The sequence below is a fragment of the Paenibacillus taichungensis genome (assembly GCF_050994985.1).
In the GTDB taxonomy this organism is placed as follows: domain Bacteria; phylum Bacillota; class Bacilli; order Paenibacillales; family Paenibacillaceae; genus Paenibacillus; species Paenibacillus taichungensis.
The window spans coordinates 6,487,421-6,513,925 of sequence record NZ_CP194720.1 but is presented as its reverse complement, the minus strand read 5'-3'; the positions used below and the strand labels follow the sequence as shown (position 1 = coordinate 6,513,925).

Below are 26,505 nucleotides of genomic sequence, written 5' to 3'. Positions count from 1 at the left end.
ATGATGAAGCAAATATTCGAACTGTGGGTAATATAGTATAATTAAATGCTAGTCCAATTCTAAGGAGGAGTTACCCACATGGAACTTAAAAATAAAACGGCTGTCATCACTGGCGCCGGTAAAGGTATTGGCCGTGCCATTGCTGAAGCACTTGCCAAGAAAGGTGTACATCTTGGACTTATCGCTCGGACGGCCTCCGATCTGGAGGCTCTCCAGCAATCGCTAAGCCAGGAATATGGTGTAAAAGTAACCAGTGCCATTGCGGATATTTCCGATCGTACTCAGGCTGAAGCAGCCGTAGCTGCGATTGAGATGGAGCTTGGCGCAGTCGACATTCTGATCAACAATGCAGGCATTGCAAGCTTCGGCACACTACTGGACATGGACCCGGAAGAGTGGGAACGTATCCTGCATGTTAATGTCATGGGTACATACTATGTAACTCGTGCTGTACTGCCAAGCATGATTAAGGAAAGCAGCGGCAGCATTATCAACATCGCCTCCACCGCAGGCGAGCGTGGATTTGCTACAGGCTCAGCTTACTGTGCTTCCAAATTCGCATTGCTCGGCATGACCGAATCCCTGATGCAGGAAGTGCGCAAATCCAATATCCGGGTTACTGCGTTAACACCAAGTACAGTGAACACGGAGCTGGCAACGAATGCCGGACTCAAAATTGGAGACGAAGACCGCATGATGCAAGCGGAAGACGTAGCTGAACTGGCTTTGGCGACACTCAAACTGTCGGACCGTGTATTTGTTAAAGCCGCAGGCATCTGGACAACCAATCCACAGTAAGCAAGAGAAGTCAGACCATTTATAAAGAACAATGAATGACGAAGCAACCATTTCTAATGATGCACTCCGTCGCCATCCGGCCGCCCGAGAAACCTCTGGGCGGCCTTTTATATATTCAGTAGCCGCCAAAGTGTCCGAATACGATTCATCACGCTGATTCTCTATCCTTATGATTAATGCAGCGTTACTTCTCTCCTTCTCCATTCCAAGATCCTTTGCTTATGCGTTCCACAAATGATCCAAATCCAACTCCTTGGACACGGCGATCAGTACTACCGCGGGCTCCTCCCCAATATTGGTTACTTCGTGGGGAACGATGGCATTCCAGCTGAATGAATCCCCCGCTTCCAGAATCTCTACATCCTCACACTGCTCTGCGCGAATTCGGCCTTGCAGAACCAGATGGCTTTCTTCTCCGGCGTGCTTATTAACTCCAGTCGATGCACCTGCTGGCAGCTCCACAATGGACATACGCATGGCGCCCTTGGCTGTTAGATGTTGTACTTTGATCTGCCCACTTCCGGCAGTCGTCTCCTTGCGCTCATCCTTGCGCACCACGTTCATCCGCTGTTCCGGTGACAGCAGCAAGTATGGCAGTGGCACTTCCAGATAATCCGCGATACTTTCGAGCGTCGCGATGGACGGTGATGTCTTATTATTTTCCACGTTGCTGATAAATCCCTTGGATAGCCCCGTACCTTCGCACATTTGCATGATGGTGATCTGTTTTTGTTTGCGGATCGTACGAATGGCTAGACCAATATCCATGCTGCAATCCTCCCCCTTTGATCTGTATATCCGATCTGTATATTCATTACTCCATCTTATTCTGCGTTTGGTTCATAAAAAACAATCCGGTTGCCAAACGGATCAATCACTGTCATTTCCCTGAGATTCCACGGCGTGCCGGTAATGCCAGGTCTGGAATGCTTGTACTTTTTCCGATTGAGCGCCTCACATAATGCATCAAGCGCATCCGTTTCTATTCGTAAAGCCGCTCCAGGCGTACAATCGCCATGATGTCCGGATAGATGCAATTGAATGGAATCCAAAGATACCTGCATATATAACGGCAAATCTGGCTCAAACCGATGTTCCCAATCCAATCGAAAACCCAGATATTCCAGGTAGAACTCTTTCGCCTTGTCTTCATCAAATATCCTCAGAATAGGTACGATTCCGTTGAGCATTATTATCACGTCCTTGGGAGTAATATATGGATTACTTTGCCGATCCGCCTGCTACATCGTTATAGATCATTATAGATTTCTTATACGGAACATATTTTCATAATACAAAAAAAATATTGACCCTACAATGGAATCATGATAAATTTTGTTCATTAATAAGAATATTAATTTCATATTAGTGAACTTTATTTTGATTACTTATTTCTTATCAGGTGGTGGTTGCATTGAATTATTCATTGACTTACGAGGTTCGGCTTCCTTCCAATTACAATACAGAACAACAATATCCCGTTATCTTTGCCCTGCATGGCATGGGTTCGGATGAACAGGATATGCTTCGCTTAATGGAGCCTCTTCAGTCCGATTTTATTATCGTCGCCGTACGTGGGCCTATTGGTCAGGGGAGCGGCTACGCCTATTTTCAAATTAAAAGCATTGGCAATCCCGTCCGTGAATTGTTCGACGCCTCTGTTCAGGGACTGCAACAGCTAATCGTTGACTTGTCCGCCAGATATACCATTGACCCCGCACGGCGTTATATCGCCGGGTTCAGTCAGGGAGCCATTATGGCGATGACGCTCTCACTGATTATGGGAGATGCTATCAAGGGAATTGTAGCCATGAGTGGTTACATTCCGCAATTTGTGAAAGACGAATACAAGATACAGCCCAACTCGGAGTTATCTGTATTTATTTCGCATGGCGATCAGGATCATCTCTTCCCGCTGCAACTTGGTGAAGATAACGCCAGCTTCTTCCGTGAACAGACCAATAACGTTACGTACGTTCCATATCACGGTGGACATCAAGTCACCCCCGACTTATATCAACAATTTCAACAATGGCTTCGGACGGATGCCAAGCTGACTGCCGAAGACCCGAAAGGACTGAATTCATAATGATGCCATCCCTGTTTATTGCTCATGGTGCGCCATCACTTGCACTGGAGGAAAATGCATACACTGAATTTCTGCAAAAACTTGGACAGGAACTGCCGAAACCCAAAGCGATCGTATTGTTCTCTGCTCACTGGGAATCTACAACTCAGTTGGTTTCTTCAGTAGCCAATTACGAAACCATCTATGATTTCGGCGGCTTCCAGCCCGAGCTGTATCAGATCAAATATCCTGCTCAAGGACATGAAGAGACAACAGCGGAAATCCAGCGCCTGTTTGCGAATGCTGGTATTCCTGTAGAAAGTGACTCCGTTCGCGGTCTGGACCACGGTGCATGGGTCGTCCTTCGTCTGCTCTATCCGAATGCGGACATTCCGGTCGTTGCTTTATCCGTGAATCGATATCTGTCCAATGAACAGCAATATCAGGTAGGAAAAGCGCTGGCTACATTGCGTGAGCAGGACGTTCTAGTGATTGGCAGTGGAGGAACGGTACACAACCTGCGTCAGTTAAACTGGGAAAGCGCAGGCGTTGACCCTTGGGCCATGGCGTTTGACAACTGGCTGCAAGACAAACTGGTGAGTTGGGATACAGAGTCCCTCTTAGCCTATGATAAACTGGCGCCATCAGCCCAAGCAGCCGTGCCAACGCCAGAGCATTTTGTACCATTGCTGCTCGCCATGGGTGTGGGAGATCAGAACAAGCAGGCATCACTCCTGTTCAAAGCCTATCAGTATGGCAACCTGAGCCTGTCTTGCTGGAAATTTGATTGATTCATTGATATAACACCTTATATAAAAATAACCAGACACTCGTGCGAACTCGCACGGGTGTTTTTAGTGATATGACCTTTTTTGCATAATGCTGGGATTTGTAAAGCAAGCTATAATAACATTTAGTGGAAATGACCAAGCTGTAATTAAGGAATACTCTTTCTACACCTATCACATCTTTCTGGGAGGAACATTCGAAGTGGCTGAACAACCAAAGTCTGAGAGCTTAATGTCTCTCGTCAAAAAGGGGAACACATCCTCGGCTGTAGCTATGGCAGGAAATGCTGTACTTGCACTGTGCAAAGGAGGAGCCTTTCTATTCAGTGGCAGTGGCGCCATGTTCGCCTCGGCGATGCACTCTCTAGCCGATGCCATCAACCAAGGGTTTGTCTTTGTCGGAAGTGTGTTGTCCGAGAAAAAACCTACACGCCGCTTTCCGACCGGATTCGGGCGGGTCATCAACATTTTCTGTATGATTGCCGTTATCGTTGTTACCATTATGGCGTATGAAACGATCCATGAAGGGATTCACTTGTTACTGCATCCGGCTGCTCATTCCGGCGGTATCTGGATTAACATCGGCGTGCTGGTGCTTAACATTGTGATCGATGGAGCCATTTTAATTAAAGCGATGAAAGAAATTCTACACGAAGCACGTGCGCCCAAAGCGTCAGGTCTCGCCCTGTTCCCTGCTGCGATCAAAAATGTAGGACGCGCCGCACCGCCAACACGCCTTGTATTTTACGAAGATATTGTAGCGGTACTCGGTGCGACACTCGCACTGATCTCTGTCGTCGTCATTGCACTGACCAATTTTGCATTGCTCGATGGAATCGTGACGACCATTATTGGATGCTTGATGATTGCTGTCGCTTTCCGTGTCGGTTATGACAATATGATCGGACTGATTGGTGTAGCTGCTCCACAGGATGTTGAGGATAAAGTATCCCAGACCATTCTGGCAGACTCTCATGTTGCAGATATCCAGATGATGCGCATTATTCAGGAAGGTCGTTATTATCACGTAGAAGGTCTGATTGAACTGACCAAAGGATTGAGTCTTGCCGATGCCGATGATATCAAGTTCCGTATCCAAGAGAAGTTAATGACAGATCCGGACATCGCTGATGCGGCCATTTCAATTATCGAAGATGATGGCGTGAACAGCTGGGGCAAGAAGCATTCTGATGTATTGAAATAACGGATTGTCCTGTTTTAATAATAGAAAAGGGCCCACACTTCGCGGAGTGGGCTTCTTTACATAGCAAACAACGTGACATAGCTAATATAACTCCATGGCTGCTAAAGTTGAGCTAAACTTGTTGGTTAGCATTCGTTGAGTGACAGGCATGAGGTTTACTTCTGCCACCTTGCTTCATGCCCATCTTTATCAATTGATCCAGCCATTTCAGACGGAACGTTTCAGTGGAGCCTTTGATTGGACTAATCTCGATTGCATGTTTTTAACCTAGACTTTAGTCTAGGTACAGTTTAACTCCAAAGACCGAGGATACCCTTTTGCGGTTCATGGTATGCTGTGAATAACGAGAAAACATACTCCATGACCGTTCGGGAATTGATCTTGTATTGAAAAGGAGAGATATTATGGCTAAACGCACCATCCTTGCGCCTGTGCTTATTTTGCTCGGCGTATACCTGATTTTGAACCAGGGAGGTTCACTCGGTCCGGGTACGATCTTCGCCACGTTCTGGCCCACCCTATTTGTGATTCCACTGGGGCTATTCTTCCACTGGCTGTACTTCTCCATGATTGGACGAGGGGTTGGATTGCTGGTTCCCGGGGGCATCTTGCTTACGGCAGGTATTGTCAGCCAGATCGCCATGCTCTTTGGTAACTGGAGCACGATGTGGCCTGGCTTCATTCTTGCGGTAGCGGTAGGTTTGTTTGAATTGTATTGGTTCGGTGGCCGTAACAAATGGTTGCTGATTCCAATCAACATTCTGACAGTTATCTCACTGTTATTCTTCTCCGTCATGTCGATTGGCACGATGCTGAACAGCCTGTCCTTTGTCCAGCCGTTCGTGGCAATTGTGCTGATTATGGGCGGGGCATGGATCATTGTGGGTCGCAAAAAGCGCATGTAAATCTTATGTCGTTTACACTTGACCACTGCGGTGACAGAACAACTTCGGATCGCTGTTATCCCCAGATTTTTTTGAATCCCATCTAGAATGGGAAAATCCGGGGATAAAGGCGCACGCTTCGCTTCCTTCGTTTGTTCTGTCCCCTCCGTTAACGTGTAAACAAAGATAAGACAACCACCTGAGCTATTTGCTCTGAGGTAGGGTAAAGAAAAAGCCAAACATCCCCTGGTCCATTAAAGGATCAGGGGATGTTTGGCTAAGAGTCATGTATGCATGCCTCTATACTGGCAGGCGTGTGTGCTGATATATATTCGGCATATAGAAATAATCCGCATGGCTATGCACTTTTACTTGCTATGCATTTTAAATTCGAGGAACAAATCGTTATATTGCGTATACTTCGAGCTTGCCTGTTAGCCTCTCAATAGATGCCCTGATTGTATATATTAATTGCCGCAATGACCGCAGCGTTATACTTTTCAGGCGTTCCTTTTTCATGTTTAAGCGCAAATTCCGCTCTTAACTTATAATCGGGAACTTTATTCTTATCGTTGATCCGCTCGATGATTTCAGATGCAGCCACTTTCACTGCTTTGGCATTATCCATGAACATGTTCAACTGATTCGGTGAAAAACCTTCTGACCGCACCCTCGTATCGTCAGAGGAATACTGGATCAAGGACTCCATGGTACTTTTTAGAGAATCGTACATCTTCTTGAATTTCTTCATATCGATATCTAGCACATTGCTTGCGTTGATGCCCTGCTCCTCCATCTCTGCCGTTAACGCATTAGCATCGCTTATAAATTGCAACGCGCTATATCGGAGTAGCTGATCGTTCTCCTTCAATTGTTCCATCGTTTCCTTTAGATGCTGTTCTGACATCTTACTCAATGCCAGAATGAAAACCTCCGTTGCTTTCTCATACTCATCATAGGATGAGAGAATCTGATTATGTAGTTGCTTGCCTTTTTCGAACTGGTCATCCACATACATTTTCAAATCATAATAGTCATGCGCTTCCTTGACGTACCCAATCAGCTTATTCATGGATGGTTCCAAATTAAGAGCGGCTGTATCCAACGGGTCAAATGCCGGTTCTTGACGAGCAAGTTCAAAGGCTTTCTTAATGTATGTCTCATCCCTGTCCACAAATGACCTTACCCAATAGTTATGTTTTTTGTTGAATTTAATATTAGGCTTGCTACTAAATGTTTTTAAATAATGCTCCATTACATCGTTCAGCCGCCCAGTTATAATATTATTAAGCATGATATAGGCGTTATATTTGTTCATTTTAAGTTCTTCTGCCTCAGCTTCACTAAGCTTGTCTTTATGATCTTCAGATACAGATTGTTCTGTCTGTACATCCCCCGATGTACTAATTCCCTCGTTAGGACTTACCTTGTCCGCATTCGGCTTGCCAATCTCATGTTTGGTACAACCAATTAATACCATAACGATACTCAGAACAATTGTTATGCTGCGCCAACTTTTCATTTCCTTATCCTCCAAAATTTTGTATAAGCATCCTTATTTCATCGGCAAATCCATAAAATAAATTAATCCTTTATTAGATTTCTTTTTTTATTTTGTAAACATTTAACTTTAATTGATAAACTCCGATAAATATATAGATATTAGCTAAGGAGGATTTAATTAAATGACAGAGGAATGGACTATTGAGAGCTTCGACATGGACAAAAACAGGACATTAATTCTTACTCCCGAGTATCTGTATGTGAAAATCCCCAAAGAAGATGCACTAAGATTTGTTACAGAAGGTAAGCAAGGGAACTGGGAGTGGACTGACAACGTCAACTCCAAAGATGTTGTTCACTTAAGCTCGATCCATCGTGTAAAAGCCAACAAAAAAGATTCGATGGTAGACATGGATTTGGATAATAATTCACTCAAAAAGTACAACTTCTATTTTTTCATCGACGAACCAGAGATCAAGCAGCAATTTCTCGAAAAATTGCATTCTTACCTAAACGAAAGCCATACATACGAAGAAAAACAGGTTTCTCCGCTGAAATCCGCCTTCAAACCTTTACTTACACTGTTTATAACAGCGGCTGTTGCTTTTATTCTTGCTTATCTTGCCTCTGACCCTTTGGAACCAGGCAAAAGCTACAAAGTAAGGTTGAAGGTTAAGGTACTTTTCGACTTCCTTACCGATATTGGCCCTGTTCCCATTATCATAACGGCTAGCTTGATTGCACTCATCACAGTCATGGTCATGTTTGCACGTATCAAAAACCCACCGCTTCTCGTATCCTTGCAAAGAAAATAATTAATAAGTACAACATTTTAGTAAGGTTCTTGCTATATAAATTGAACACCTATATACACGAGAACATAAAGGACAAGAATCCTTTATGTAGTAGCAAAGGTACATTCAACACAACATCAGCAAGGAAAAATCAAAAAAAAAGCAGCAACCCTCGCCCGATTTGTACTGGGAGATGGTTACTGCTTTTTTTGTTAGCTTAGCAATATAACAGCATATTCAGCTACGAATCGCCTTCTTACTTGCTATGCATTTTAAATTCAAGGAACAAATCGTTATAATGCGAGAGCATTTTTTTGCCCAGATTATTGTATACTTCCAGCTTACCCGTCAGCGTCTCATCTGGATAGAATCGCTCATCCTCCGAAATATCCTCTGGCAGCAGATTCAATGCCTGAGCGTTCGGTGTAGAGTACCCGACATATTCAGCATTACGAGCCGCATGATCCGGGTCCAGCATGAAGTTAATAAACTGATGAGCGCCTTCAATATTACTCGCAGTCTTCGGAATGACCATGTTATCGAACCAAAGGTTCGAGCCTTCCTCCGGAACCACGTAATCCAGCTTGTCGTTCTCATCCATAATTTCTGACGCATCACCGGACCATACGAGTCCAACCGCCGCTTCCTCGTTTGCCAGCAGCATTTTGATCTCGTCTCCGACAATCGCTCTGACGTTAGGCGTCAGGGTGGACAGTTTCTTCAAAGCTTCCTGCAGATGATCTTCGTTCGTATCGTTCAACGAATACCCGAGGCTGTTCAGCCCCATACCGATGACTTCACGGGCACCGTCGAGCAGCAAGATTTGATTTTTCAAACGTGGGTCCCACAGGTCGTTCCAGCTCTCAAATGTTAACCCATCAACCAGTTCAGGATTGTATACAATACCTACCGTACCCCAGAAGTAAGGGATGGAGTACTTGTTGTCCTCATCAAAGGATAGGTCCATGAACCGAGAGTCGATGTTGCTCAGATTGGGCAGCTTGCTGTGATCCAGCGGAATGAGCAGGTTTTCCTCTTTCATTTTGCTAATCGCATACTCGGAAGGAATCGCCACATCAAACGTCGTTCCGCCCTGCTCAATCTTGGTTAACATCGCTTCGTTCGAATCAAACGTCTGGTAGATCACCTTGATGCCGGTCTCTTGCTCAAATTCCTTCAGCAAATCGGGGTCGATATAATCGCCCCAGTTGTAAATCGTCAACGTGTTGCCGCCGGAATATCCCTGACTCTTGTTCAGATACGAAGCGAGAATCATCAAGGCAAAGGCAGCCACAAATACAATTGCAAATGTCCGAACCAGTTGCTTCATGGACGCAGCCCCCTTCCGGCAGGCGTACGCGCGGCACGACGGTTAATGAAGTAATACCCAACCACCAGCAGCACCGTCAGCAGGAACAGCAGCGTGGACAGCGCATTGATGGACAATGACACACCCTGCCTTGCTCTTGAATAAATCTCCACAGAGAGTGTAGAGTACCCGTTCCCTGTAACAAAGAACGTTACTGCGAAGTCATCAAGCGAGTACGTCAAGGCCATGAAGAACCCGGCAAATATACCCGGTTTGACGTATGGCAGCACCACACGAGTCAGAATCTGCCACGATCCAGCACCCAGGTCGCGTGCCGCATCCATCAGCGTTGGACTCATCTCCTGAAGCTTTGGCAGCACCATAATCACGACAATCGGCACGCTGAATGCGATATGAGACAACAATACCGAAGTGAATCCAAGCTTGATGCCAATCATGGTGAACAGAATCAGAAAGGATGCACCAATGATGACATCCGGACTAACGATCAGCACATTATTGAGTGACAGCAATGTATTCTTGGTCCGTTTGCGCCGCACATGATAGATCGCCAGTGCTCCTGCCACACCCAGCATCGTAGAGATCGCCGAGGACAGGAGCGCAATAATAAACGTATTCAGTACAATGATCAGCAGCCGAGTATCGGCAAATACTTCCCTGTACCATTCCAATGTAAATCCTTCGAAGCCGCGCATATGCCCGCCACTGTTGAAGGAATAGAAGATCAGATACGCGATCGGTGCGTACAGTATGGCGAATACAACGGCCAGATAGACGTTAGACAGCTTTCCGTTTCTTCCCATTACGCACCTCCTTTTTGCCTGATCCGGTCAGGAACATAATGATCGCCATCGCAATAATCAAAAAGACGGCAATCGTCGAACCCATCCCCCAGTCCTGGGTGACGAGAAAATGCTGCTCAATCGCTGTTCCCAGCGTAATTACCCGGTTCCCCGCAATAAGGCGGGTAATCATGAACAAGGATAGCGCCGGAATAAATACGGCCTGACAGCCGGATTTCACACCGCTGAGCGTCAGTGGGAAGATAACCCGGCGGAACGTCAGCCATGAAGATGCTCCGAGATCCCGGGCTGCATAGATCAGCGACGGATTCATCTCTTCCAGCGCGTTGAAGATCGGCAGGATCATAAACGGAATGAAGATGTACACAGAGACAAAGATAAAACTGAAATCGGTGAACAAAATCTGTTGCGTGCCAATGCCCACTACTTCAAGTAGGGAATTGGTCAAGCCATACGTTCCGAAGAGGCCGATAAAGGCGTACGCTTTTAACAACAGATTGATCCAGCTTGGCAAAATAATAAGCAGCAGCCACAGCTGCTTGTGCTTCGTACGAGTCAGTAAATACGCCGTCGGATACGAGACCAACAGCGAGAACACCGTGATCAGAAATGCATACCAGAACGAGCTCAGGGTCATCTGCATGTACACAGGTGTAAAGAAGCGAGCGTAGTTACCCAGCGTGAAATTGCCCTCCACATCGAAGAACGAGTAATACACCACCAGCAGAACCGGAGCAACTACAAACAACACCATCCATAATACATATGGAATCAGATACGCATTGCGTGTACTCGCCTTAGTCTGCATGAACGGCCTCTTGATAGGCTTCCAGACGTTTATCGAACTCTTCTTCCGTCTCGTTAAAGCGCATGACGTGGATGGCTTCCGGGTCAAAATACAGTCCAATACGAGCACCTACAACGGCTTTCTTCGTGGAATGCACCAGCCACTCATTACCCGCATCATCGTAGGTGGATATCTCGTAGTGCACCCCACGGAACAGCTGGGAGTCCACGTTGACCTGCATCTTGCCCTGTTCCTCAGTTGTAATCTCCATATCCTCTGGACGGATCACAATCTCCACAGGCTCGTCCCGCTGCAAACCCTGATCGACACACTCGTACTCTGCGCCAGCGAATTCCACCACAAAGTCCTGCTTCATTTTGCCGGATACAATGTTCGATTCACCAATAAAGTCCGCCACAAAACGGTTAATCGGCTCATCATAGATATCATTCGGCGTGCCGCTCTGTTGAATGACACCTCCGTTCAGGACAAAAATTTCATCCGACATCGCCAGGGCTTCTTCCTGATCATGCGTGACAAAAATAAACGTAATGCCCAGCCGTTGTTGCAACTCACGCAGTTCATACTGCATTTCGGTCCGCAGCTTCAGATCGAGCGCCGAAAGCGGCTCGTCCAGCAGCAAAATCTCGGGCTCATTCACAATCGCCCGCGCAATGGCGACACGCTGCCGTTGTCCGCCAGACATCTCGCCAATTTCACGGTTTTCATAACCGGAGAGATTGACGAACTTGAGTGCTTCCAGCACTTTGCCGCGAATTTCAGCGGTTTTCATTTTTTTGATGCGCAAACCAAAAGCCACGTTCTCAAATACGTTCAAATGTGGAAATAACGCGTAATCTTGAAATACGGTATTCACCTGCCGCTGGTGAGCCGGCACTTGGTTAATCAGTGCACCGTTAAAATAAATACTGCCCTGTGTCGGCTCCGCAAAGCCGGCGATCAGGCGCAATATCGTTGTTTTCCCGCAGCCTGACGGGCCGAGTAGCGTATAAAATTTACCCCGCTCAATCTCGAAGCTGACTTCCTTCAATACGGCTTCATCCTGATCGTATTGCTGGGTCACCCGGTCGAACCGGATAATCGGTTGTTGTTCTGACATGCTTCATTTCGCCCCCTTTAAACTTGAGGTATACCTTGAGCCTGTACACTTCTTTTCATGCATGCTTCATTACAAATCCCATCTATTATATATGATTCAGCTATATCCGCAATGGTTTTGATGTAAACGCCATGTGTTATTTCTTCTTATTCTCACAAATACAGCATACATTACGGGTATATGTCGATATCTACGCATCCAAGTAGAGCGATTTCATGAGGATTTCGGAATCAAGTCATGTGAAAGGAGTCCTGTTCGTGGATATTCGCCGTAACCTGCCTTTGCTGATGATCATTTGTTTTCTGAGTCAGATGGGCGGTTTCATGATCCTGCCCCTGTTCCCTTTGTTTATTGAGGAATTCGGCCTGTCCGGCTGGATGATGGGGGTTATTTTTGCACTCTTTTATGTCGGCAAAGTGATTGGCGGGGTGCCCGCTGCGGCACTCTATCGAAAAATTGGGGGCAAGCGGGCACTTATTGCCATGCTGCTGCTGCTCGCTGTTTGTATGGGCGGTTTCGCTGTATCTTCTGCGGCGCTCGTATTCGGTCTGCTGCGACTGCTGCAAGGGCTCGCTTCTACCGGACTTACAGTCGTCGTGCGTTCCATCATCGGGGATGAGGGGAATGTCGACAACCGGGGGCTGTACAACGGTTACATCAGCAGCAGTGAAGGCGGGGGCATGGTGCTGGGTCCGGTCATCAGCGGCTGGCTCTCGTTGCATTGGCCTTTATCGGTGCCTTTTTTACTCGTTACCGTGTGCTGCCTGATGGCTGTGGTTGCAGCAATGGGGATGAAGACAGCCACTAAGCCCAATCCTGTATCTGAAAATGTGGCGGACGGTCACGCCTCAAACGAGTCTCCAACGGATGCCAAACCAACGCAAACGCCTGCCGATTATACAGTTTCTCCAGGAAACACTACTCCTAGCCCAATCACTCCTAAACCATCCACCGGACTTACCCGGAGGCAGCAACTGATTGGCTACGGTACGGTTCATTTCCTGGAGATGAGCGCTTATGCCGTGTTTCTGACTTATTTTGCATTGTATGCGGCTCATATCATGCACTGGGACCCGTTTGCGATCAGTCTTGCCTTTACCGTCGTTGGTATCTCTACACTCGCGGCTGCTCCGGTAGCCGGTTATCTGTCTGATCGGATGGGTGATCGTCTGCTGCTCTGCATGTTCGGCATGCTAATGATTGGTATCGAAGTGGTCGTTTTTCTGAGCACATCTTCATATGTGCTGGTTTACGTGGGCATGCTGATCGGCGGTGTAGGCGGTGCATGTTACATGGATTCGTTCTTTGCTCATATCGGGGATCATATCCCGGACGAGGGTAGAAGCTCCGTCATAGGCAAAATTGTCTCTGTGGCAGAGATCGGTTCCATCGTGTCCCCTCTGGTGGCTGCTCTGCTTGTGGAGCGTGGATCGCTGTATACCGTGTTTGTGTTCAATCTGCTTCTGATTGCTGCTGCCATTGCCGTTCAGGCTGTGATGCGCAGCCGTTACAGATCGAAACGAGTGTAGACGCACAAACTGCCCACATCAGTGGGCAGCCTCCAATCATTTTTTACCCAATAGCGCTGCGATATGTAGTGCATTTTCTTCGATTTTACTTTTTAAATAAAGGTCTGTGTTCTCAGGCAATTCCGTCGGCTTGTAAAACTTTGCTTCAAGAACTTCCACCCCATCGGGCTTCAGCTCACCTTCAAACTCCGTGCAAATATAACCAATAACCACATTATAATATTCATGTCCATTTCTTAATTTCGTATATAACTCTTTTCCCGAAAAGACGCCGTACAACTCAAGTTTCTTGATCTCTATTCCAATTTCTTCTTTGACCTCTCGCCTTGCAGACTCTTCTACCGATTCGCCCAACTCCATAAATCCACCCGGTACTCCCCAGGTATGATCCACATGTCGAACCAACAACATTTCACCTGATTTATTCAATATCAAAATACTCGGTCTCACCAGAATAACTGGTGCATTGCCAACCATTTCTCGAAGCGATTCAATGTAACCCATGGGTAGGCCTCCTATATTAAGTCATGATCCTTATTATAGAAGTTCAATTAATTTCCATATAGAGAAATAATATTCAGTTATATTTCCTATTTTAGAATCCGTGCTTTGATAAAAAAACAGCAAAAAAACAACCCGTTCACACATCAGTGTGCAAACGGGCATTTCATTGGTGGGTTCTCAGCATGAGGCTGCTGATCCCCCTCGGTGTGTTGTTTTTCCCTGTCCATCCGTTCAGCTTCCGTTTTCTCTGTATCCAGTGTGTAGGAATGATCTCCATAGAAAAAGTTGGGCTTCACAATCTCATTGCGATAGGAACTATGGAAAATATGCGTCGTCGCCGGAGACACCGGCGGAATCAGCCAGACCCAATCGCCTGTCAGCTCGCGCCCGGCCTTCTCTTCCCGCTGTTCAAACAGGGCAAATTGCGCTGCCGCTGTGTGGTGATCCACAATGCTAACGCCTGCTTTCTTGAATGAATGCAGCACAGCTACATTCAGCTCTACCAAAGCTCGATCCTTCCAAAGTGTCGTTTCACTCGACGTATTCAGGCCAAGTGCTGCCGCTACCGCTGGTAGTTTATTGTAACGAAACGTATCCGCCAGATTGCGTGCGCCAATCTCAGTCCCCATATACCAGCCGTTGAATGGTGCTGCCGGATAGGATATGCCGCCAATCTCCAGCCGCATATCGGCAATCATCGGTACACCGTACCAGCGCATGTCCAGCTCAGCAATCTCAGGACGCTCCGGGTGTTCGATCCTCACTTCCACGATGTCTTCCTCAGGTACAGGATACCACTCTGGAGCTTGTCCCTGAGCCTGGATAATCAATGGCAGCACATCATAAGGCGTGCCTTCCCCCTGCCAGCCAAGCGACATTGCTGTCTTCGTTAGCTCAACGGATGCAGGATCACCTACAATGCCTTCCGTCGTCTCATATCCGGCATAACGGATCAACTGGTGATTCCAAATCCGCACGGGGGCTCCATTTGGTCCATCAGGTGGAAGGATCGTAATCATCGGAATGATCTTCCCTTTGTTGGAGGCCGCTCTGATGTGCGTCATCACAGCATCGGCTGCCGTTCCAACCGTATCTGCATGACGTGCATCAACGATGCGCAGTTTATCCCAGAATAGCCGCCCGATGCAGCGATTGCTGTTCCGCCATGCCATTTTACAGCCATGCTCTAGTTCCTCCGCAGTATGCACATATGTACCTGTGTGCTCAATCTCGTTCAAAACTGCAACAAGCCGGGCCTGCGCGTCTTCACGCGAATGGCCCAGCTCTTCATAACATCTATATATAAACCGTTCAGCTTCATCCCGCAGTTCTTCCAGGTCTGTCCGCATTATTCACTCCACCAATCTATACATCTTGAATGCCATCATTATACGGCAAGCACACCGGATTTGTAAGCGAACGGGCACTTTGTTCACGGACTCTACATATCGTTGTTCAGGATGCAGGGTAACTTAGCTTATTTGCCCAGAAATGCGTTTAACATCCAGACCTCTTTATCCAAGGCAGCGGTGAATCCAATCAGCATATCTTCAGTCGCATTATCCTTAGCTTCGCCTGCTACTTGAATACCCTGGTTAATAACACCCACCATCGCTTGCAGATCAGCAACTACGGTTTCTACCATTTTTTCAGCCGACAACTGTCCCTGTGCTTCCTCAACAGGTGACAACCGCAGTTGTTCAGCCATCGTTGCGACCGGACGTCCACCAATTGCCAACAGACGTTCTGCGGCTTCGTCCATATTCGCCGTTGCCAAGTTATACAACTCTTCGAATTTGGCATGCAGTGTGAAGAAATGAGGACCTTTCACATACCAGTGGAAGTGGTGCAATTTGGTGTACAGTACAGACCAACCTGCGATCTGGCGGTTCAGGACCTCTTGAAGTTCAGTGGCGTGGTTTGCAAAAGTATTGTTTCTAGTTTGGATTGTGCTCATGGAATTTATCCCCTCTCGAATACGATATAGTTTTGATTATGATCACGTAATTTAACTTACTTCCGTTTTTTAATTTAGACTTAATCTAAATCTTGTTTTAATTATAACACTACCCTTATCCTTTGTGAAGGCTTTAGCCTACTCTTTCGAATGAAGATTCCATGAAGCTACACTTCATGTTTGGCTTGGGTAGGAAGACCCTTTTAAACACCTTTACACACAGTATCTATACCTCGATTTTCACCGATGTACAATGACAATCCTCACGTCGTATATAACAAAAAACAGCCCTAATCCTCATGGAGGATCAGGACTGCAGCACCAATGCACATAGCTCATGCTTTATTGTTGAATCAACTCGGATGTAAGGATACAGCTTACCTCTTCATAACTACGAGCAACATGATGAGGCTGATGCTCTGATTCTGGCAAAGCATCACGATGGTTGAACCAAATCACTTTCCATCCGGCATCCACCGCACCAACAACATCATTGCGCCAGGAATCGCCGATGTAATAACTGGAACCTGAATCCGATTCTGTCTGCCTGCTTACATGCTCAAATAATCTAGGATCGGGCTTGGCGTAACCAAGGGTACCCGATATGAAAATGCGTTCCTCGGGAATAAGACTGAGTACATCCAGCGCTTCGAGCTTCCGCTGCTGATGTTTTCCTTCTCCGTTGGTAATTAATCCCACAATATGCCCTTCTGCAAGAAGTCTTCGGATAAGTTCATATGCTCCATCAAAGGGCTGGATCTGAAACTGTCTACTCAAATACTGTGCTTGCAGTTCTTCAGCCTGCCCCGGTTGTAGGGGATACCCAAATTCCGCCATGGTCAGTTCAAATCTGCGATGACGCATCCGTTCAACCGCCTCCGGTTCGGGTACAGCAGACAAGTCTTCTTGGGCAGATAGCCAGTCGCTATAAAAACGGAAGCGATGGTATGCCTCCCCATACGGGAAATCATCTGGCAGACCAAGAACTTGCTGTAATGCACCACGAAGCGGCTGCAAGTGATCATACAAGGTATCGTCTACATCGAAAAAGATGGCTTTAGCTGCATTTATTTTATCTATCATCGTTGTTAATCCTCCTGCTATTGGCTCAAAACATACTCTTCCAACTATATATGTATTCCGCTTCTCCGTCCAAACAAGGATTCATACTCCAACATGATTTACCACGTATATGTTAAAATAAGGATGAATAATCTCAGAGGTGATGCTTATGTTCAATCCGAAATTCTTCTTCTATTAGTTGTGTCTAAGGCCATGGCTCTCGAAGCCAAAATTTAACCCGGCACAACGGGGATGAAGATGTTTACACTGGAAGAGATTCGATCCTGGGAAAAGGAACAATCGCTTAGTCTGAAAAACAGCAAGAAGTTCATTGATCCCAGAAAAGAGAAGCTCAAAGATTTCCGCAAAGGAATCCAGAGCGTTCATTTCAACAAAGAAAGTAAAATGGATCGAAAACATGATTATCGTCTGTATAGAACCAGAATGAAACGGTTGATGTACAGCGAGCAATACGATCTCCTTCACAATTATAAACGAACGAGTGGTTGGCTTACTTGGTAAGCTAGAGTTAGAAGAGGCAGCCCTAAAGACTCTCCTTATTGTTATTTTGTATCAGCAGTAGGGCCAGTCTATAAAGTGCTGCTTCTTTTCATTGAACAATACGCCGGTTTACATACAAATCATGATTCAATAATGTGAGGAGGATTCCTTCATGTGGAAAGACTATTTCAGGGGAGTTTCAGAAGAGTACACTTTCAGTTCTCCAGCTTCCAGAGACGAAATTGCAAAGGTTGAGAGCTTGTTCCATGTCACTCTGCCCCGTGAACTAAAGGAAATATTGTTGGAAACCAATGGGGTAAGAGCCATTTATGATTTAGGACTAATCTGGCCAGTAGATCGAATCAAGAATGAAAACAAACACTATCGGGACGACCACTTCCAAGAATATTATATGCCATTTGATAACTTGGTCTTTTTCGGTGAAAGTGGAATTGGCGATTTATTCGCGTTTCCAGTGACGGGGGATGGAATCTGTAAAGAAGACGTCTTTGTATGGAATCATGAAAATGACAGCCGAAAATGGGTTGCGCCATCGGTATCCAAATATATGGAATGGTCGCTAAAAGGAATGATCAAAATCTAGCTCAATGTTCCTCTTGCCAAGCTCAGCGCTTAGAATTTTGATTTTGAATCCTTGGTTATAGAACAATACCCCGTCACACCACTCATCGTGGGCGAAACGGGGTATTGGACTTTTCTTTTTATACATCACGAATTATGTGTATTCCAATTAAAGTATCAACGGTACAACCTTACCTGCATTCACATCAATCAGGCCGTGATCGGTAATTTTCAGAGCCGGACTTACCGCAAGAGAATGGGTACTGATGGACATGATTGGGTTATAGTGCACGTAACCAAGAGACAACATCGCTGCACGCAGCTCTTTCACTTGGTGTGACACTACCGCCAGCGGCTCCTCCGTCAATATACCACCCACAGGAAGTTCGAGATGGGACAACACTTTGCCGTCTTCCACCACACAGAACCCACCCTGGCTCGAAATCACCGTGTTAGCTGCCAAGATCATATCTTCACGATTGCGCCCTACGACCAAAAGGTTGTGGTTATCATGTGAATATGTTGTCGCAATGGCACCACGCTTGATCGTGTCTCCACCAATCAAACCATGTGCTCGGTTGCCGTTCACTCCATAACGTTCAAAGGTCGCAATCTGTCCATATTCGCTCTCTTCCCAGAGCAGTTCACCATTCGTAGCCTGAACCTGTGCAATATGCTCTTCCACAAAGGTTGAACCATCCTTCACCATCATAACCCGGCAGTTGTTTAAACCATTTTCAGATAACTGTGCATCTGAGTCAGATGCTTCACTTTGCCCATTCACCTTTGGATCAGACAAACGGATTGCGAAATCCTTGGCTCCCAGTAGATTCAATTGTACGCTCTTGTAAAAGTGAGGTGGGAACTGTCCACTAATTCGGTCCTGCTTGTACGGTTCGTAGTCGTCATAAGCTTTACGGCCATTTTTGTATACCTGCTCTACTGCAAGTGTATCTAAGTTGGACAGCAGCACATAGTCCGCCACTTTGCCTGGGGCAATGCTACCGCGATCAGTCATTTTCATCCGGGATGCAGGGGTTGAGGTTGCAGCGTAAATCGCATCTTCGGGGCGCATACCCATCCGAATAGCTTTACGTACGATATGATCCAGATGTCCCCGTTCCACCAGCGAATCCGGCATAACATCGTCCGTTACGAAGCAGAAATGCTGAGCGACATCATGCTGAATCAGGTATTCCATGACTTCTGGCGTCATCGATTTTTCCTGAATTTCAATGAACATACCGGCCGCAATTCGCGCCTGCAAGCCCTCAATGCTCTGATGTGTATGATCCGAATCGATGCCCGCATAGATCAGTCGGTGCAGATCCAGCCCAAGCAATTTCGGTGTATGACCTTCGATCACAAGATCTGGATAGTTTTTGCGAATATGCTGAAGAATCTGATTGGTCTTGCATTCCGGATCACGGATGACGTCCACATAGTTCATGATCTCACCGAGACAGATGATCTCTCCAGTAGCGAGCAGCACATCCATGTCTTCGATTTCGATTGAACCACCTGTTGTTTCCATCGGTGTCGCCGGAACGGAGCTTGGGATAGCGTAGAACATGTCCACCGTTGTCTCACGACTTGCCGACATCATCTCCTGCACACCTTCCAGCCCAAACACATTCGCCATCTCATGCGGTTCCGCCACAATGGACGTTACTCCGCAGCGGATCAGGCCATGGGAAAAGGTTGCTGGTGTCACCATTGTACTCTCAATGTGCAGATGAATATCAATAAGGCCCGGGATCATGTAACGTCCACGTGCATCAATCACTTCATCGGCTTCAATCATCTCCGGTCCGCCTGGACCAACATACATAAATCTACCGTCCAATACAGCCACGTTGTTCATTTCGAATCGTTTATAATAACTGTTATACACATGTACATTCTTAATTAGTTGATCTGCACGCATGGGGCATAATCTCCTTCTTCATGAGCATCTTACAGCGATCCAGAGCAGCAGCTACAACTAGCTATATTGCTCTGGATTCAGCTGATAAATGCCTCTTTTGCTGCTTCTGCTTCCTGCTGCTATTCCACAAGGACAAGTTTATCCTGCGGGAAAATCAGATTAACCCGTTGTCCGCTGAGATAAGGTGTCTCCATCTCCTGATTGGCTGTGAAGTCGCCAAGTTCTGTCTCAATGACGTACTGATAACTGCGTCCAAGGTACGTGCTTACTTTGATAATCCCTGGCAAAGCATTCGCCATGTCACCAGAGGTATCTCCACTAACCATCAGATCATCCGGGCGAATCGCACCTTTGCGTGCACCGGGACGTGCTGTTCCGGGATGCGCTGTTGCCGTAAACAAACGACCACCCGCTTTCAGCGTGATCACCTCTCCTGCATCACTGCGCTCTGCGAATTCAATAAAATTGTGGAAGCCGATAAATTGGGCTACAAATTCCGTGGCCGGGTATTTAAAAATGGTTTCCGGACGGTCGAGCTGCTCGACAACGCCTTTGTTCATAATCGCTACCTGATCCGAGATGGAGAAGCACTCCTCCTGATCATGAGAGACATAAAGTGTCGTAATGCCCAGTTCCTGCTGAATCCGGCGGATCTCCACCCGCATATTCAGCCGCAGGTTGGCATCCAGGTTACTAAGCGGTTCATCGAACAACAGCAAATCCGGTTCAATGACGAGTGCGCGGGCAATCGCCACACGTTGACGCTGTCCACCGGAAAGTTCCTGCGGGAAGCGTTTCTCGAAGCCGTTCAGGTTCACCACTTCAAGGATGCGCATTACGCGTGAAGAAATATCCTTATCTTTTACCTTGCGCATCCGCAGGCCGAAGGCCACGTTGTCATAGACAGACAGATGCGGGAACAGCGCATAACTCTGAAATACAAATCCGAAATTCCGCTTGTTTACCGGAACCTTCGTGTAATCCTTGCCGCCGAACATAAACTTGCCCTGTGTTGCTTCCAGGAATCCGGCGATGAGGCGCAGCGTAGTTGTTTTGCCGCAACCGCTCGGTCCGAGCAGGGAGAGCAGCTTACCTTTTTCCAGCTCCAATTGAAAATCCTTCAGGATCGTCTGGTTATCGTAAGCCACCGATACGCGATCCAATGTCAGCAATGCCATAGCGTTCTGCGCCTCCAATTAACGTTTAGTAAAGTATGAGAATCCGCCCATGATCCGTTCGATCACGAACATTAAAAGTCCAGTTAATACCATCAAAAGCACGGAAATGGCTGCAATGGTTGGGTCAAAATAATTTTCTACATAGGTCAGCATCTGAATTGGCAATGTGCTTACCCCTGGTCCGGTCATAAACACGGAAATGTCCACGTTGTTGAACGACTCCAGAAAGGCAATCAGCACCGCTGCGAGAATCCCTGAGCGAATGTTAGGCAGCACGATCTGGAAGAACGTTCTAACCCGTCCTGCGCCGAGACTCAGGGCTGCTTCTTCTACCGCAAAGTCAAAGCTCGACAGACTCGATGCGATAACGCGAATGATAAATGGAAGCATAATAATCGTGTGACCGATTAGCAGACCCAGATACATCGGCAAATGATAGATCACGATCAGGTATTTCATCAATGTAAAACCAAGCACGATTCCCGGAATGAGTACCGGAGACAGGAACAATGCATTCAGCACCGACTTGCCTTTGAAATCATAACGACTAAGTGCGTACGCAGCCGGAACCCCGAGCAACAGCGCCAACAAGTTTCCCAGTAGGGAAATGATGATGGACGTCTGGAACGTGCGGAGGAAACCGCCTGTGTTGAAAATATTCTCGTACCAGCGGAGGGAGAAGCCCTCCGGCGGAAATTTGAGTACCGTCCCCGGTTCAAACGAAGTCACCGAGATGATCAGAAGCGGGCCCAGCAGAAAGATAAAGACCAGCAGACTGAACAGGCCCAGCCCGATATGTTTCTCCCGCATATGTCTACCCCTTCGGATTTAAAGTTTTGGCCATTTTGTTCATGACACCGACCACGACAAACGTAATGACAATCATAATCGCAGCAACGACCGAGGCCAGATACCAGTCGTTCAGGGTCATGGCGTTCTGATAGAGGAACGTCGCAATTACGCGCTGTTTGCCTCCCAATAGTGCAGGCGTCGTATAAGCCGTCAGGCTACCGACAAAAACAAGTACGGCTCCGATAACAAGCCCTGGCACAGCCAGCGGGAACACCACCCGGCGGAATGCCGTGAAGCGGGATGCACCCAGGCTCTGCGCTGCCTTGAGCAGATCACCATCGATGTTCTCAAGCACACCGACCAGGGAAATGATCATGAGCGGCAGGAACAGATGGGTCAAACCAATCATCATAGCTGCCGGCGTATACAGAATATCCAGCGGCTTGTCCACGATACCAAGCCCAACAAGGGCGTTGTTAATCAGCCCTTTGCGTCCGAGAATAATCATCCAGCTAAACGAGCGCACAACCGGGCTCGTAAGCAGTGGGAAGATTGCCAGCGCGAGCAGAATGCCTTTGCGACGCGGCGCTTTCTGTGAAATATAATAAGCTGTCGGGAATCCGAGCACCACGCAGACGATGGTGGTGACCACGCTGACCTGCAGCGTCGTAAGCAATATTTTCAAAAAGTAAGGGTCTCTGAAAAAATGCATGTATCCTTCAAACGTGAAGGATTTTTCCTGAAAAAACGTCGATCCGATCGTCAGGACAATCGGAATGATCATAAATGCCGCCAAAAACACAAATCCCGGCAGCAATAGCCAGTATACTGATTTCTTCATCGCGGTACTCCTGACTTATAAAATGGTTTTATTCACACGTTTTATTGGAGCACATTTCAAAATAAATGCTACACGTTAGTCGCACCAGCCGTTACGGTTACGAATCGTTCTTTCGATCGCTGTTATCCTTAGATTTTCTTGATCTCCTTCTGTTTAGAAGGAAAAATCCAAAGATAAAGGCGAACGCTTCGCTTCTACAGAATCGATTTCGTCCCCTCCACTACCAGCGAAATACGTAAGGATTTATTTTTAGACTGCACCCCAATGCCGTGAAGATCATAGCTACGCATTTAATGCGTTAATAAATAACTCAAGGAATCCTTCGGCATCTACCGTTTCGCATACCAATGTGTTGGGGTGTTCGCCCAAACGATTTTGGAAGTCACATACCATCTGACCATCACACAGGCGGCTGGCCGTCTCTACATCGACGTAATACGATTTGCGTCCAACCAGTTCCGGGGCAAGAGCGACGCCAACGGCCAGTGGATCATGCAGGGCACAGGCGCGTATGCCGTTCATTTCTTCATACCTCTTGATGTAAATCTCTGTGCTCTGTGCCACGTAATCGCGCAATACCGGATCAGTCAATCGTCCGATGGCTTCTTCATTCAGTAGCGTTTGGCGGGTAACATCCAAGCCCACCTGCGTTAGCTTCTCGAAACCAGCATGCAATACAATGCGTGCGGCTTCGGGATCAGCGTACGTGTTGTATTCCGCAGTAGGTGTAATGTTGCCATGCCCACGAACGACACCACCCATGAAGATGACTTCCTTCAATAATGTAGGTAGTTCAGGACACTTCATTAACGCCAGAGCCAGATTCGTTAACGGCGCGGTCATGATCAGTGTTAGTTCGCCTGGGTACAACTTCGCTTGTTCAACGATAAAGTCGGGGGCAAAACCTTCATCCGCCTGCTTGGACACGGCCGGATCGGGCAGCGCACCACCCAATCCGTCTTGTCCATGTACCCGGTGCTCATAGTGAGATTTGCGTGTGAGTGGCCCAGCCGCTCCGGCAATGACCGGAATGGAGGGTGCTCCCACCAGCTCGAGAATTTTGCATGTATTATCCGTTGCCTGCTGAAGTGATACGTTCCCGCAGACGGTGGTAATCCCGAGAATGTCCAGCTTCCGACTCTTGACGGCCAGCAAGATCGCCAGCGCGTCATCAATACCGGTATCCACATCCAGAATGATGCGATTTCCTGTTTCACTCATACATGCCCAACTCCTCTGCCGTTAAAATATTGCTTGCTGCAAATGATATAAGTTCAACTAAAGAATATTTACACTTACCACTCCGATGACAGAATAACCTTCCGATCGCTGTTATCCCCAGATTTTTTTTAATTCCCTTCTTCAAAGGGAAAATCTGGGAATAAAGGCGAAGCGTATGCTTTCGATGCAGCTTTCTTTCAGAAAGCTTTTAGCTCCGCATCTTCAAGTTATTTCTGTCCTCTCCGTTCTCGTGTAAAAAGTTTAGTGGAACCTATATAGATAAAAGATAAATTTTAAGTCAATCGGCTACTTGTTTTACTGTGCAATCTCGCGGTTCCAACGATCTGTCCATGCTTTAGCCTGTTGATTCACAAATTCCATATCCAGCTTGTTCAGCTTGCCAACGACGTCCGCACCATACGTTACACCTTCAGCTTCTTCGGCATTCAATTCAACTTTTGTATTTACCGGGGAATCCACTTTAGCTTTGGCGGATTTGGTTTGTACATCCTGGCTGAGCTGCCAGTTGATGAATTCTTCGGCGAGTTCTTTGTTCTTGCTGCCTTTCACGACATTGATCGTATTCATGACGGCATACGCACCTTCGCTAGGCGTAACAAACTTCGCATTTGGCACTGCCGCTTTCAAATCTTTGAAGTACATTTCCATAATCGGTCCGCCAGCAATCTCTTCCTGGGAGAACATGTTCACGAATTCGGAGGTTTGCGTGTAAAATTTAACAACGTTGCTGCTTAACTTTTTCAGTTCCGCAAAAGCTGCATCTTCATTAAATGTTTCGTTTCCGGCTACACGTGAAGCTGCATCCAATACCATTGGGCCTGCTGTTGCCGTAATGTTCGGAATGGTCAGGTTACCCGCAAACGCTGGATCCCACAGATCAGCCCATGAAGTGACTTCTTTGTTAACGAGGTCTGGGTTATAAGCGATACCAAGCTGTCCAACCGTGTAGGCCGGGCCATAATCTTCACCAAGTGGTGCTTTGGCAATATCATAAATGTCATTTACATTTGGAATTTTGGAACGGTCGATTTTCTCAAACAGACCTTCATCGATACCTTGTTGTGCATAGTAATCGGACAAATAGATCACATCAACATTGGATGTACCTTGGCGGATTTTGTTCAAACGCTCAGCGTTGTTACCCACTTCAAGCACGATGTCTACATTATGTTCTTTTTCAAATGGACCAAATACTTCTTCATTGAAGAAATCTTCCGAGAACCCCCAAGTGGAGATGACCAGTTTGTTTGGCGCCGTGCCTCCGCTGCCTGATCCGCCTGTTGCGTTGTCTGTACTGCTGCCGCATCCTGCAAGTAATACTGATGTCATTGCCACTGCTGCCAAACCGCTAATCCACTTCTTCATCATGATCCTGATTCCCCCTAATATGTGTGTTTTAACAACCCAAACCATTAAGTTGAACTAACTTGATATTCTCAACTAAAAATTTCACACAATAACGTAGAGGACAGAAAAAACCTGAAGTAGCGGAGCTAAAAGCTTTCTGAAAGAAAGCTGCATCGAAAGCATACGCTTCGCCTTTATTCCCGGATTTCACCTTTTCTAAATACAATCAAAGAAATCTGGGAATAACAGCGATCGGAAGGTTGTTCTGTCATCGGAGTGCCAGTGTGAATATTTGTTAGTTGGGCTCATATAGTTCAACTTAAAAAAACAAAAAGAAAAGCATTCTTGTATAAACAAGAACACTTTTCTTCGTAAACAAAGGAAAGCGACACCCGCTGCCGGTACATCATCGGTTTCTGCTTCAGAATCAATCCGAAGTCAGACGCCATCATATGAAATTGTTCGGAATCCGAATGATGAATAAGAATTGTGTGCAACGCATGCATCGAACCTGTCGATCCATTCTATGCTTGTTCCAATATCACATTCGTAATGGCCCACTGCGTGGACGCATCGTAATCCCGTAATACAGCTTCGATTGGCAAACCCATGTGCTGCTCCAACTTCTCCCTGAATTTCTTCTTATACAAGACAGACATGCGGAAGTCCACTTCCAGCTTCAAGCCGGGGGCCTCCCCTTCCAGGGCGTCAGAGCGCGGTGAACGTCGGTGCTTCGCGTAGAAGGTCACAATGTTCTGATCAATGGTCACTCTCAGGAGAGTGGTGCCAAAGCCGAACAGTTCCTTCGAAATTTCGTTATAATACTGGCACATCTTCTTCTTGCTCTCATTGCTGTCCAGCAGTTCCATGAACTCACCCACATCATTTACTACCGTACGTTCGACGTGTTAACACGATTGATTATACATATATCTACGATTTTAGGCAACCCAAAAGATATAGT

At 46.7% G+C, this 26,505-nt stretch carries 27 protein-coding genes; 9 read left to right on the top strand and 18 right to left on the bottom strand.

The features are described from left to right. Positions 1–78: 78 nt before the first annotated feature. Positions 79–798 carry a 3-ketoacyl-ACP reductase gene (locus ACR1R9_RS29380; RefSeq protein WP_433922092.1) on the top strand — a complete coding sequence of 240 codons (720 nt, stop codon included), beginning with the start codon at positions 79–81 and terminating at the stop codon, positions 796–798. 219 nt (positions 799–1,017) lie between these two features. Here the strand turns inward: ACR1R9_RS29380 and ACR1R9_RS29375 are convergent, their stop codons facing one another. Together ACR1R9_RS29375 and ACR1R9_RS29370 are read right to left on the bottom strand one after the other, a co-directional pair. Next, positions 1,018–1,566, bottom strand: coding sequence for a helix-turn-helix domain-containing protein (locus ACR1R9_RS29375; RefSeq protein ID WP_064641803.1), 549 nt, complete (start codon positions 1,564–1,566; stop codon positions 1,018–1,020). A 56-nt stretch (positions 1,567–1,622) separates the two neighbouring features. Beyond that, a complete protein-coding gene (locus ACR1R9_RS29370) occupies positions 1,623–1,988 on the bottom strand; it encodes a glyoxalase superfamily protein (RefSeq protein ID WP_433922093.1) in 366 nt (121 codons plus the stop codon). 224 nt (positions 1,989–2,212) lie between these two features. Here ACR1R9_RS29370 and ACR1R9_RS29365 point away from each other — a divergent pair, with 224 nt between their 5' ends. The 4 genes from ACR1R9_RS29365 to ACR1R9_RS29350 all read left to right on the top strand — a co-directional run bounded on the left by ACR1R9_RS29365 (position 2,213) and on the right by ACR1R9_RS29350 (position 5,763). Then, a complete protein-coding gene (locus tag ACR1R9_RS29365; RefSeq protein ID WP_433922094.1) occupies positions 2,213–2,887 on the top strand; it encodes an alpha/beta hydrolase in 675 nt (224 codons plus the stop codon). Beyond that, positions 2,887–3,657 (top strand): DODA-type extradiol aromatic ring-opening family dioxygenase, encoded by a 771-nt coding sequence (locus ACR1R9_RS29360; protein WP_433922095.1) that lies wholly within the window; start codon positions 2,887–2,889, stop codon positions 3,655–3,657. Before ACR1R9_RS29365 ends, ACR1R9_RS29360 begins: the two co-directional genes overlap by 1 nt. Before the next feature lie 199 nt (positions 3,658–3,856). Next, entirely contained in the window at positions 3,857–4,858 is a 1,002-nt protein-coding gene (locus ACR1R9_RS29355) for a cation diffusion facilitator family transporter (RefSeq protein ID WP_310854080.1), read from the top strand. A 404-nt stretch (positions 4,859–5,262) separates the two neighbouring features. Continuing rightward, positions 5,263–5,763, top strand: a complete 501-nt coding sequence (locus ACR1R9_RS29350; RefSeq protein ID WP_113053006.1) for a hypothetical protein — start codon at positions 5,263–5,265, stop codon at positions 5,761–5,763. A 421-nt stretch (positions 5,764–6,184) separates the two neighbouring features. Here the strand turns inward: ACR1R9_RS29350 and ACR1R9_RS29345 are convergent, their stop codons facing one another. Further along, the gene (locus tag ACR1R9_RS29345) at positions 6,185–7,264 is read right to left on the bottom strand and encodes a YiiG family protein (protein WP_433922096.1); all 1,080 of its coding nucleotides are present in this window, start codon (positions 7,262–7,264) and stop codon (positions 6,185–6,187) included. 163 nt (positions 7,265–7,427) lie between these two features. Between ACR1R9_RS29345 and ACR1R9_RS29340 the strand changes: the two genes are divergently transcribed. Then, positions 7,428–8,060, top strand: a complete 633-nt coding sequence (locus ACR1R9_RS29340) for a hypothetical protein (protein WP_076287479.1) — start codon at positions 7,428–7,430, stop codon at positions 8,058–8,060. Positions 8,061–8,295: 235 nt separating this feature from the next. On the opposite strand, the gene ACR1R9_RS29335 is transcribed toward ACR1R9_RS29340, so the two are convergent. The 4 genes from ACR1R9_RS29335 to ACR1R9_RS29320 are packed head-to-tail and all read right to left on the bottom strand — an operon-like array spanning position 8,296 to position 12,079. After that, positions 8,296–9,369: an ABC transporter substrate-binding protein gene (locus tag ACR1R9_RS29335; protein ID WP_433922097.1), complete on the bottom strand. Its 1,074-nt coding sequence runs from the start codon at positions 9,367–9,369 to the stop codon at positions 8,296–8,298. Further along, the gene (locus tag ACR1R9_RS29330; protein ID WP_064641797.1) at positions 9,366–10,172 is read right to left on the bottom strand and encodes an ABC transporter permease; all 807 of its coding nucleotides are present in this window, start codon (positions 10,170–10,172) and stop codon (positions 9,366–9,368) included. Before ACR1R9_RS29330 ends, ACR1R9_RS29335 begins: the two co-directional genes overlap by 4 nt. Further along, the gene (locus tag ACR1R9_RS29325; RefSeq protein ID WP_024632841.1) at positions 10,147–10,980 is read right to left on the bottom strand and encodes an ABC transporter permease; all 834 of its coding nucleotides are present in this window, start codon (positions 10,978–10,980) and stop codon (positions 10,147–10,149) included. The genes ACR1R9_RS29330 and ACR1R9_RS29325 overlap by 26 nt, the downstream gene beginning before the upstream one ends. Next, positions 10,970–12,079 (bottom strand): ABC transporter ATP-binding protein, encoded by a 1,110-nt coding sequence (locus ACR1R9_RS29320; RefSeq protein WP_079695543.1) that lies wholly within the window; start codon positions 12,077–12,079, stop codon positions 10,970–10,972. The genes ACR1R9_RS29325 and ACR1R9_RS29320 overlap by 11 nt, the downstream gene beginning before the upstream one ends. Positions 12,080–12,336: 257 nt before the next feature. Between ACR1R9_RS29320 and ACR1R9_RS29315 the strand changes: the two genes are divergently transcribed. Further along, positions 12,337–13,608 carry an MFS transporter gene (locus ACR1R9_RS29315; protein ID WP_433922098.1) on the top strand — a complete coding sequence of 424 codons (1,272 nt, stop codon included), beginning with the start codon at positions 12,337–12,339 and terminating at the stop codon, positions 13,606–13,608. A 36-nt stretch (positions 13,609–13,644) separates the two neighbouring features. On the opposite strand, the gene ACR1R9_RS29310 is transcribed toward ACR1R9_RS29315, so the two are convergent. The 4 genes from ACR1R9_RS29310 to ACR1R9_RS29295 form a co-directional block, all read right to left on the bottom strand. Then, positions 13,645–14,112 carry an NUDIX hydrolase gene (locus tag ACR1R9_RS29310; protein ID WP_326066827.1) on the bottom strand — a complete coding sequence of 156 codons (468 nt, stop codon included), beginning with the start codon at positions 14,110–14,112 and terminating at the stop codon, positions 13,645–13,647. A 143-nt stretch (positions 14,113–14,255) separates the two neighbouring features. Beyond that, positions 14,256–15,461 carry a nitric oxide synthase oxygenase gene (locus ACR1R9_RS29305; protein WP_433922099.1) on the bottom strand — a complete coding sequence of 402 codons (1,206 nt, stop codon included), beginning with the start codon at positions 15,459–15,461 and terminating at the stop codon, positions 14,256–14,258. Positions 15,462–15,589: 128 nt separating this feature from the next. Further along, positions 15,590–16,069 carry a Dps family protein gene (locus ACR1R9_RS29300; protein WP_076287474.1) on the bottom strand — a complete coding sequence of 160 codons (480 nt, stop codon included), beginning with the start codon at positions 16,067–16,069 and terminating at the stop codon, positions 15,590–15,592. A gap of 342 nt (positions 16,070–16,411) precedes the next feature. Continuing rightward, positions 16,412–17,152: an HAD family hydrolase gene (locus tag ACR1R9_RS29295; RefSeq protein ID WP_433922100.1), complete on the bottom strand. Its 741-nt coding sequence runs from the start codon at positions 17,150–17,152 to the stop codon at positions 16,412–16,414. 237 nt (positions 17,153–17,389) lie between these two features. Between ACR1R9_RS29295 and ACR1R9_RS29290 the strand changes: the two genes are divergently transcribed. Then, the gene (locus ACR1R9_RS29290) at positions 17,390–17,653 is read left to right on the top strand and encodes a hypothetical protein (RefSeq protein ID WP_246317994.1); all 264 of its coding nucleotides are present in this window, start codon (positions 17,390–17,392) and stop codon (positions 17,651–17,653) included. A 151-nt stretch (positions 17,654–17,804) separates the two neighbouring features. Further along, positions 17,805–18,236: an SMI1/KNR4 family protein gene (locus tag ACR1R9_RS29285; RefSeq protein WP_076287472.1), complete on the top strand. Its 432-nt coding sequence runs from the start codon at positions 17,805–17,807 to the stop codon at positions 18,234–18,236. A 147-nt stretch (positions 18,237–18,383) separates the two neighbouring features. Here the strand turns inward: ACR1R9_RS29285 and ACR1R9_RS29280 are convergent, their stop codons facing one another. The 7 genes from ACR1R9_RS29280 to ACR1R9_RS29250 all read right to left on the bottom strand — a co-directional run bounded on the left by ACR1R9_RS29280 (position 18,384) and on the right by ACR1R9_RS29250 (position 26,410). Then, the gene (locus ACR1R9_RS29280) at positions 18,384–20,141 is read right to left on the bottom strand and encodes an adenine deaminase (protein WP_433922101.1); all 1,758 of its coding nucleotides are present in this window, start codon (positions 20,139–20,141) and stop codon (positions 18,384–18,386) included. A 119-nt stretch (positions 20,142–20,260) separates the two neighbouring features. After that, positions 20,261–21,319, bottom strand: a complete 1,059-nt coding sequence (locus ACR1R9_RS29275) for an ABC transporter ATP-binding protein (protein WP_063567191.1) — start codon at positions 21,317–21,319, stop codon at positions 20,261–20,263. A gap of 18 nt (positions 21,320–21,337) precedes the next feature. Then, complete coding sequence (locus ACR1R9_RS29270; RefSeq protein ID WP_024632851.1) at positions 21,338–22,129, bottom strand: ABC transporter permease; 792 nt, start codon at positions 22,127–22,129, stop codon at positions 21,338–21,340. Between the two features lie 4 nt (positions 22,130–22,133). Beyond that, positions 22,134–22,952, bottom strand: a complete 819-nt coding sequence (locus ACR1R9_RS29265) for an ABC transporter permease (RefSeq protein WP_433922102.1) — start codon at positions 22,950–22,952, stop codon at positions 22,134–22,136. Positions 22,953–23,234: 282 nt separating this feature from the next. After that, positions 23,235–24,173: a nucleoside hydrolase gene (locus tag ACR1R9_RS29260; RefSeq protein ID WP_433922103.1), complete on the bottom strand. Its 939-nt coding sequence runs from the start codon at positions 24,171–24,173 to the stop codon at positions 23,235–23,237. A gap of 315 nt (positions 24,174–24,488) precedes the next feature. Further along, positions 24,489–25,559, bottom strand: coding sequence for an ABC transporter substrate-binding protein (locus tag ACR1R9_RS29255; protein WP_076287717.1), 1,071 nt, complete (start codon positions 25,557–25,559; stop codon positions 24,489–24,491). 506 nt (positions 25,560–26,065) lie between these two features. Continuing rightward, positions 26,066–26,410: a Na-translocating system protein MpsC family protein gene (locus tag ACR1R9_RS29250; protein ID WP_024632855.1), complete on the bottom strand. Its 345-nt coding sequence runs from the start codon at positions 26,408–26,410 to the stop codon at positions 26,066–26,068. Positions 26,411–26,505: the final 95 nt, after the last annotated feature.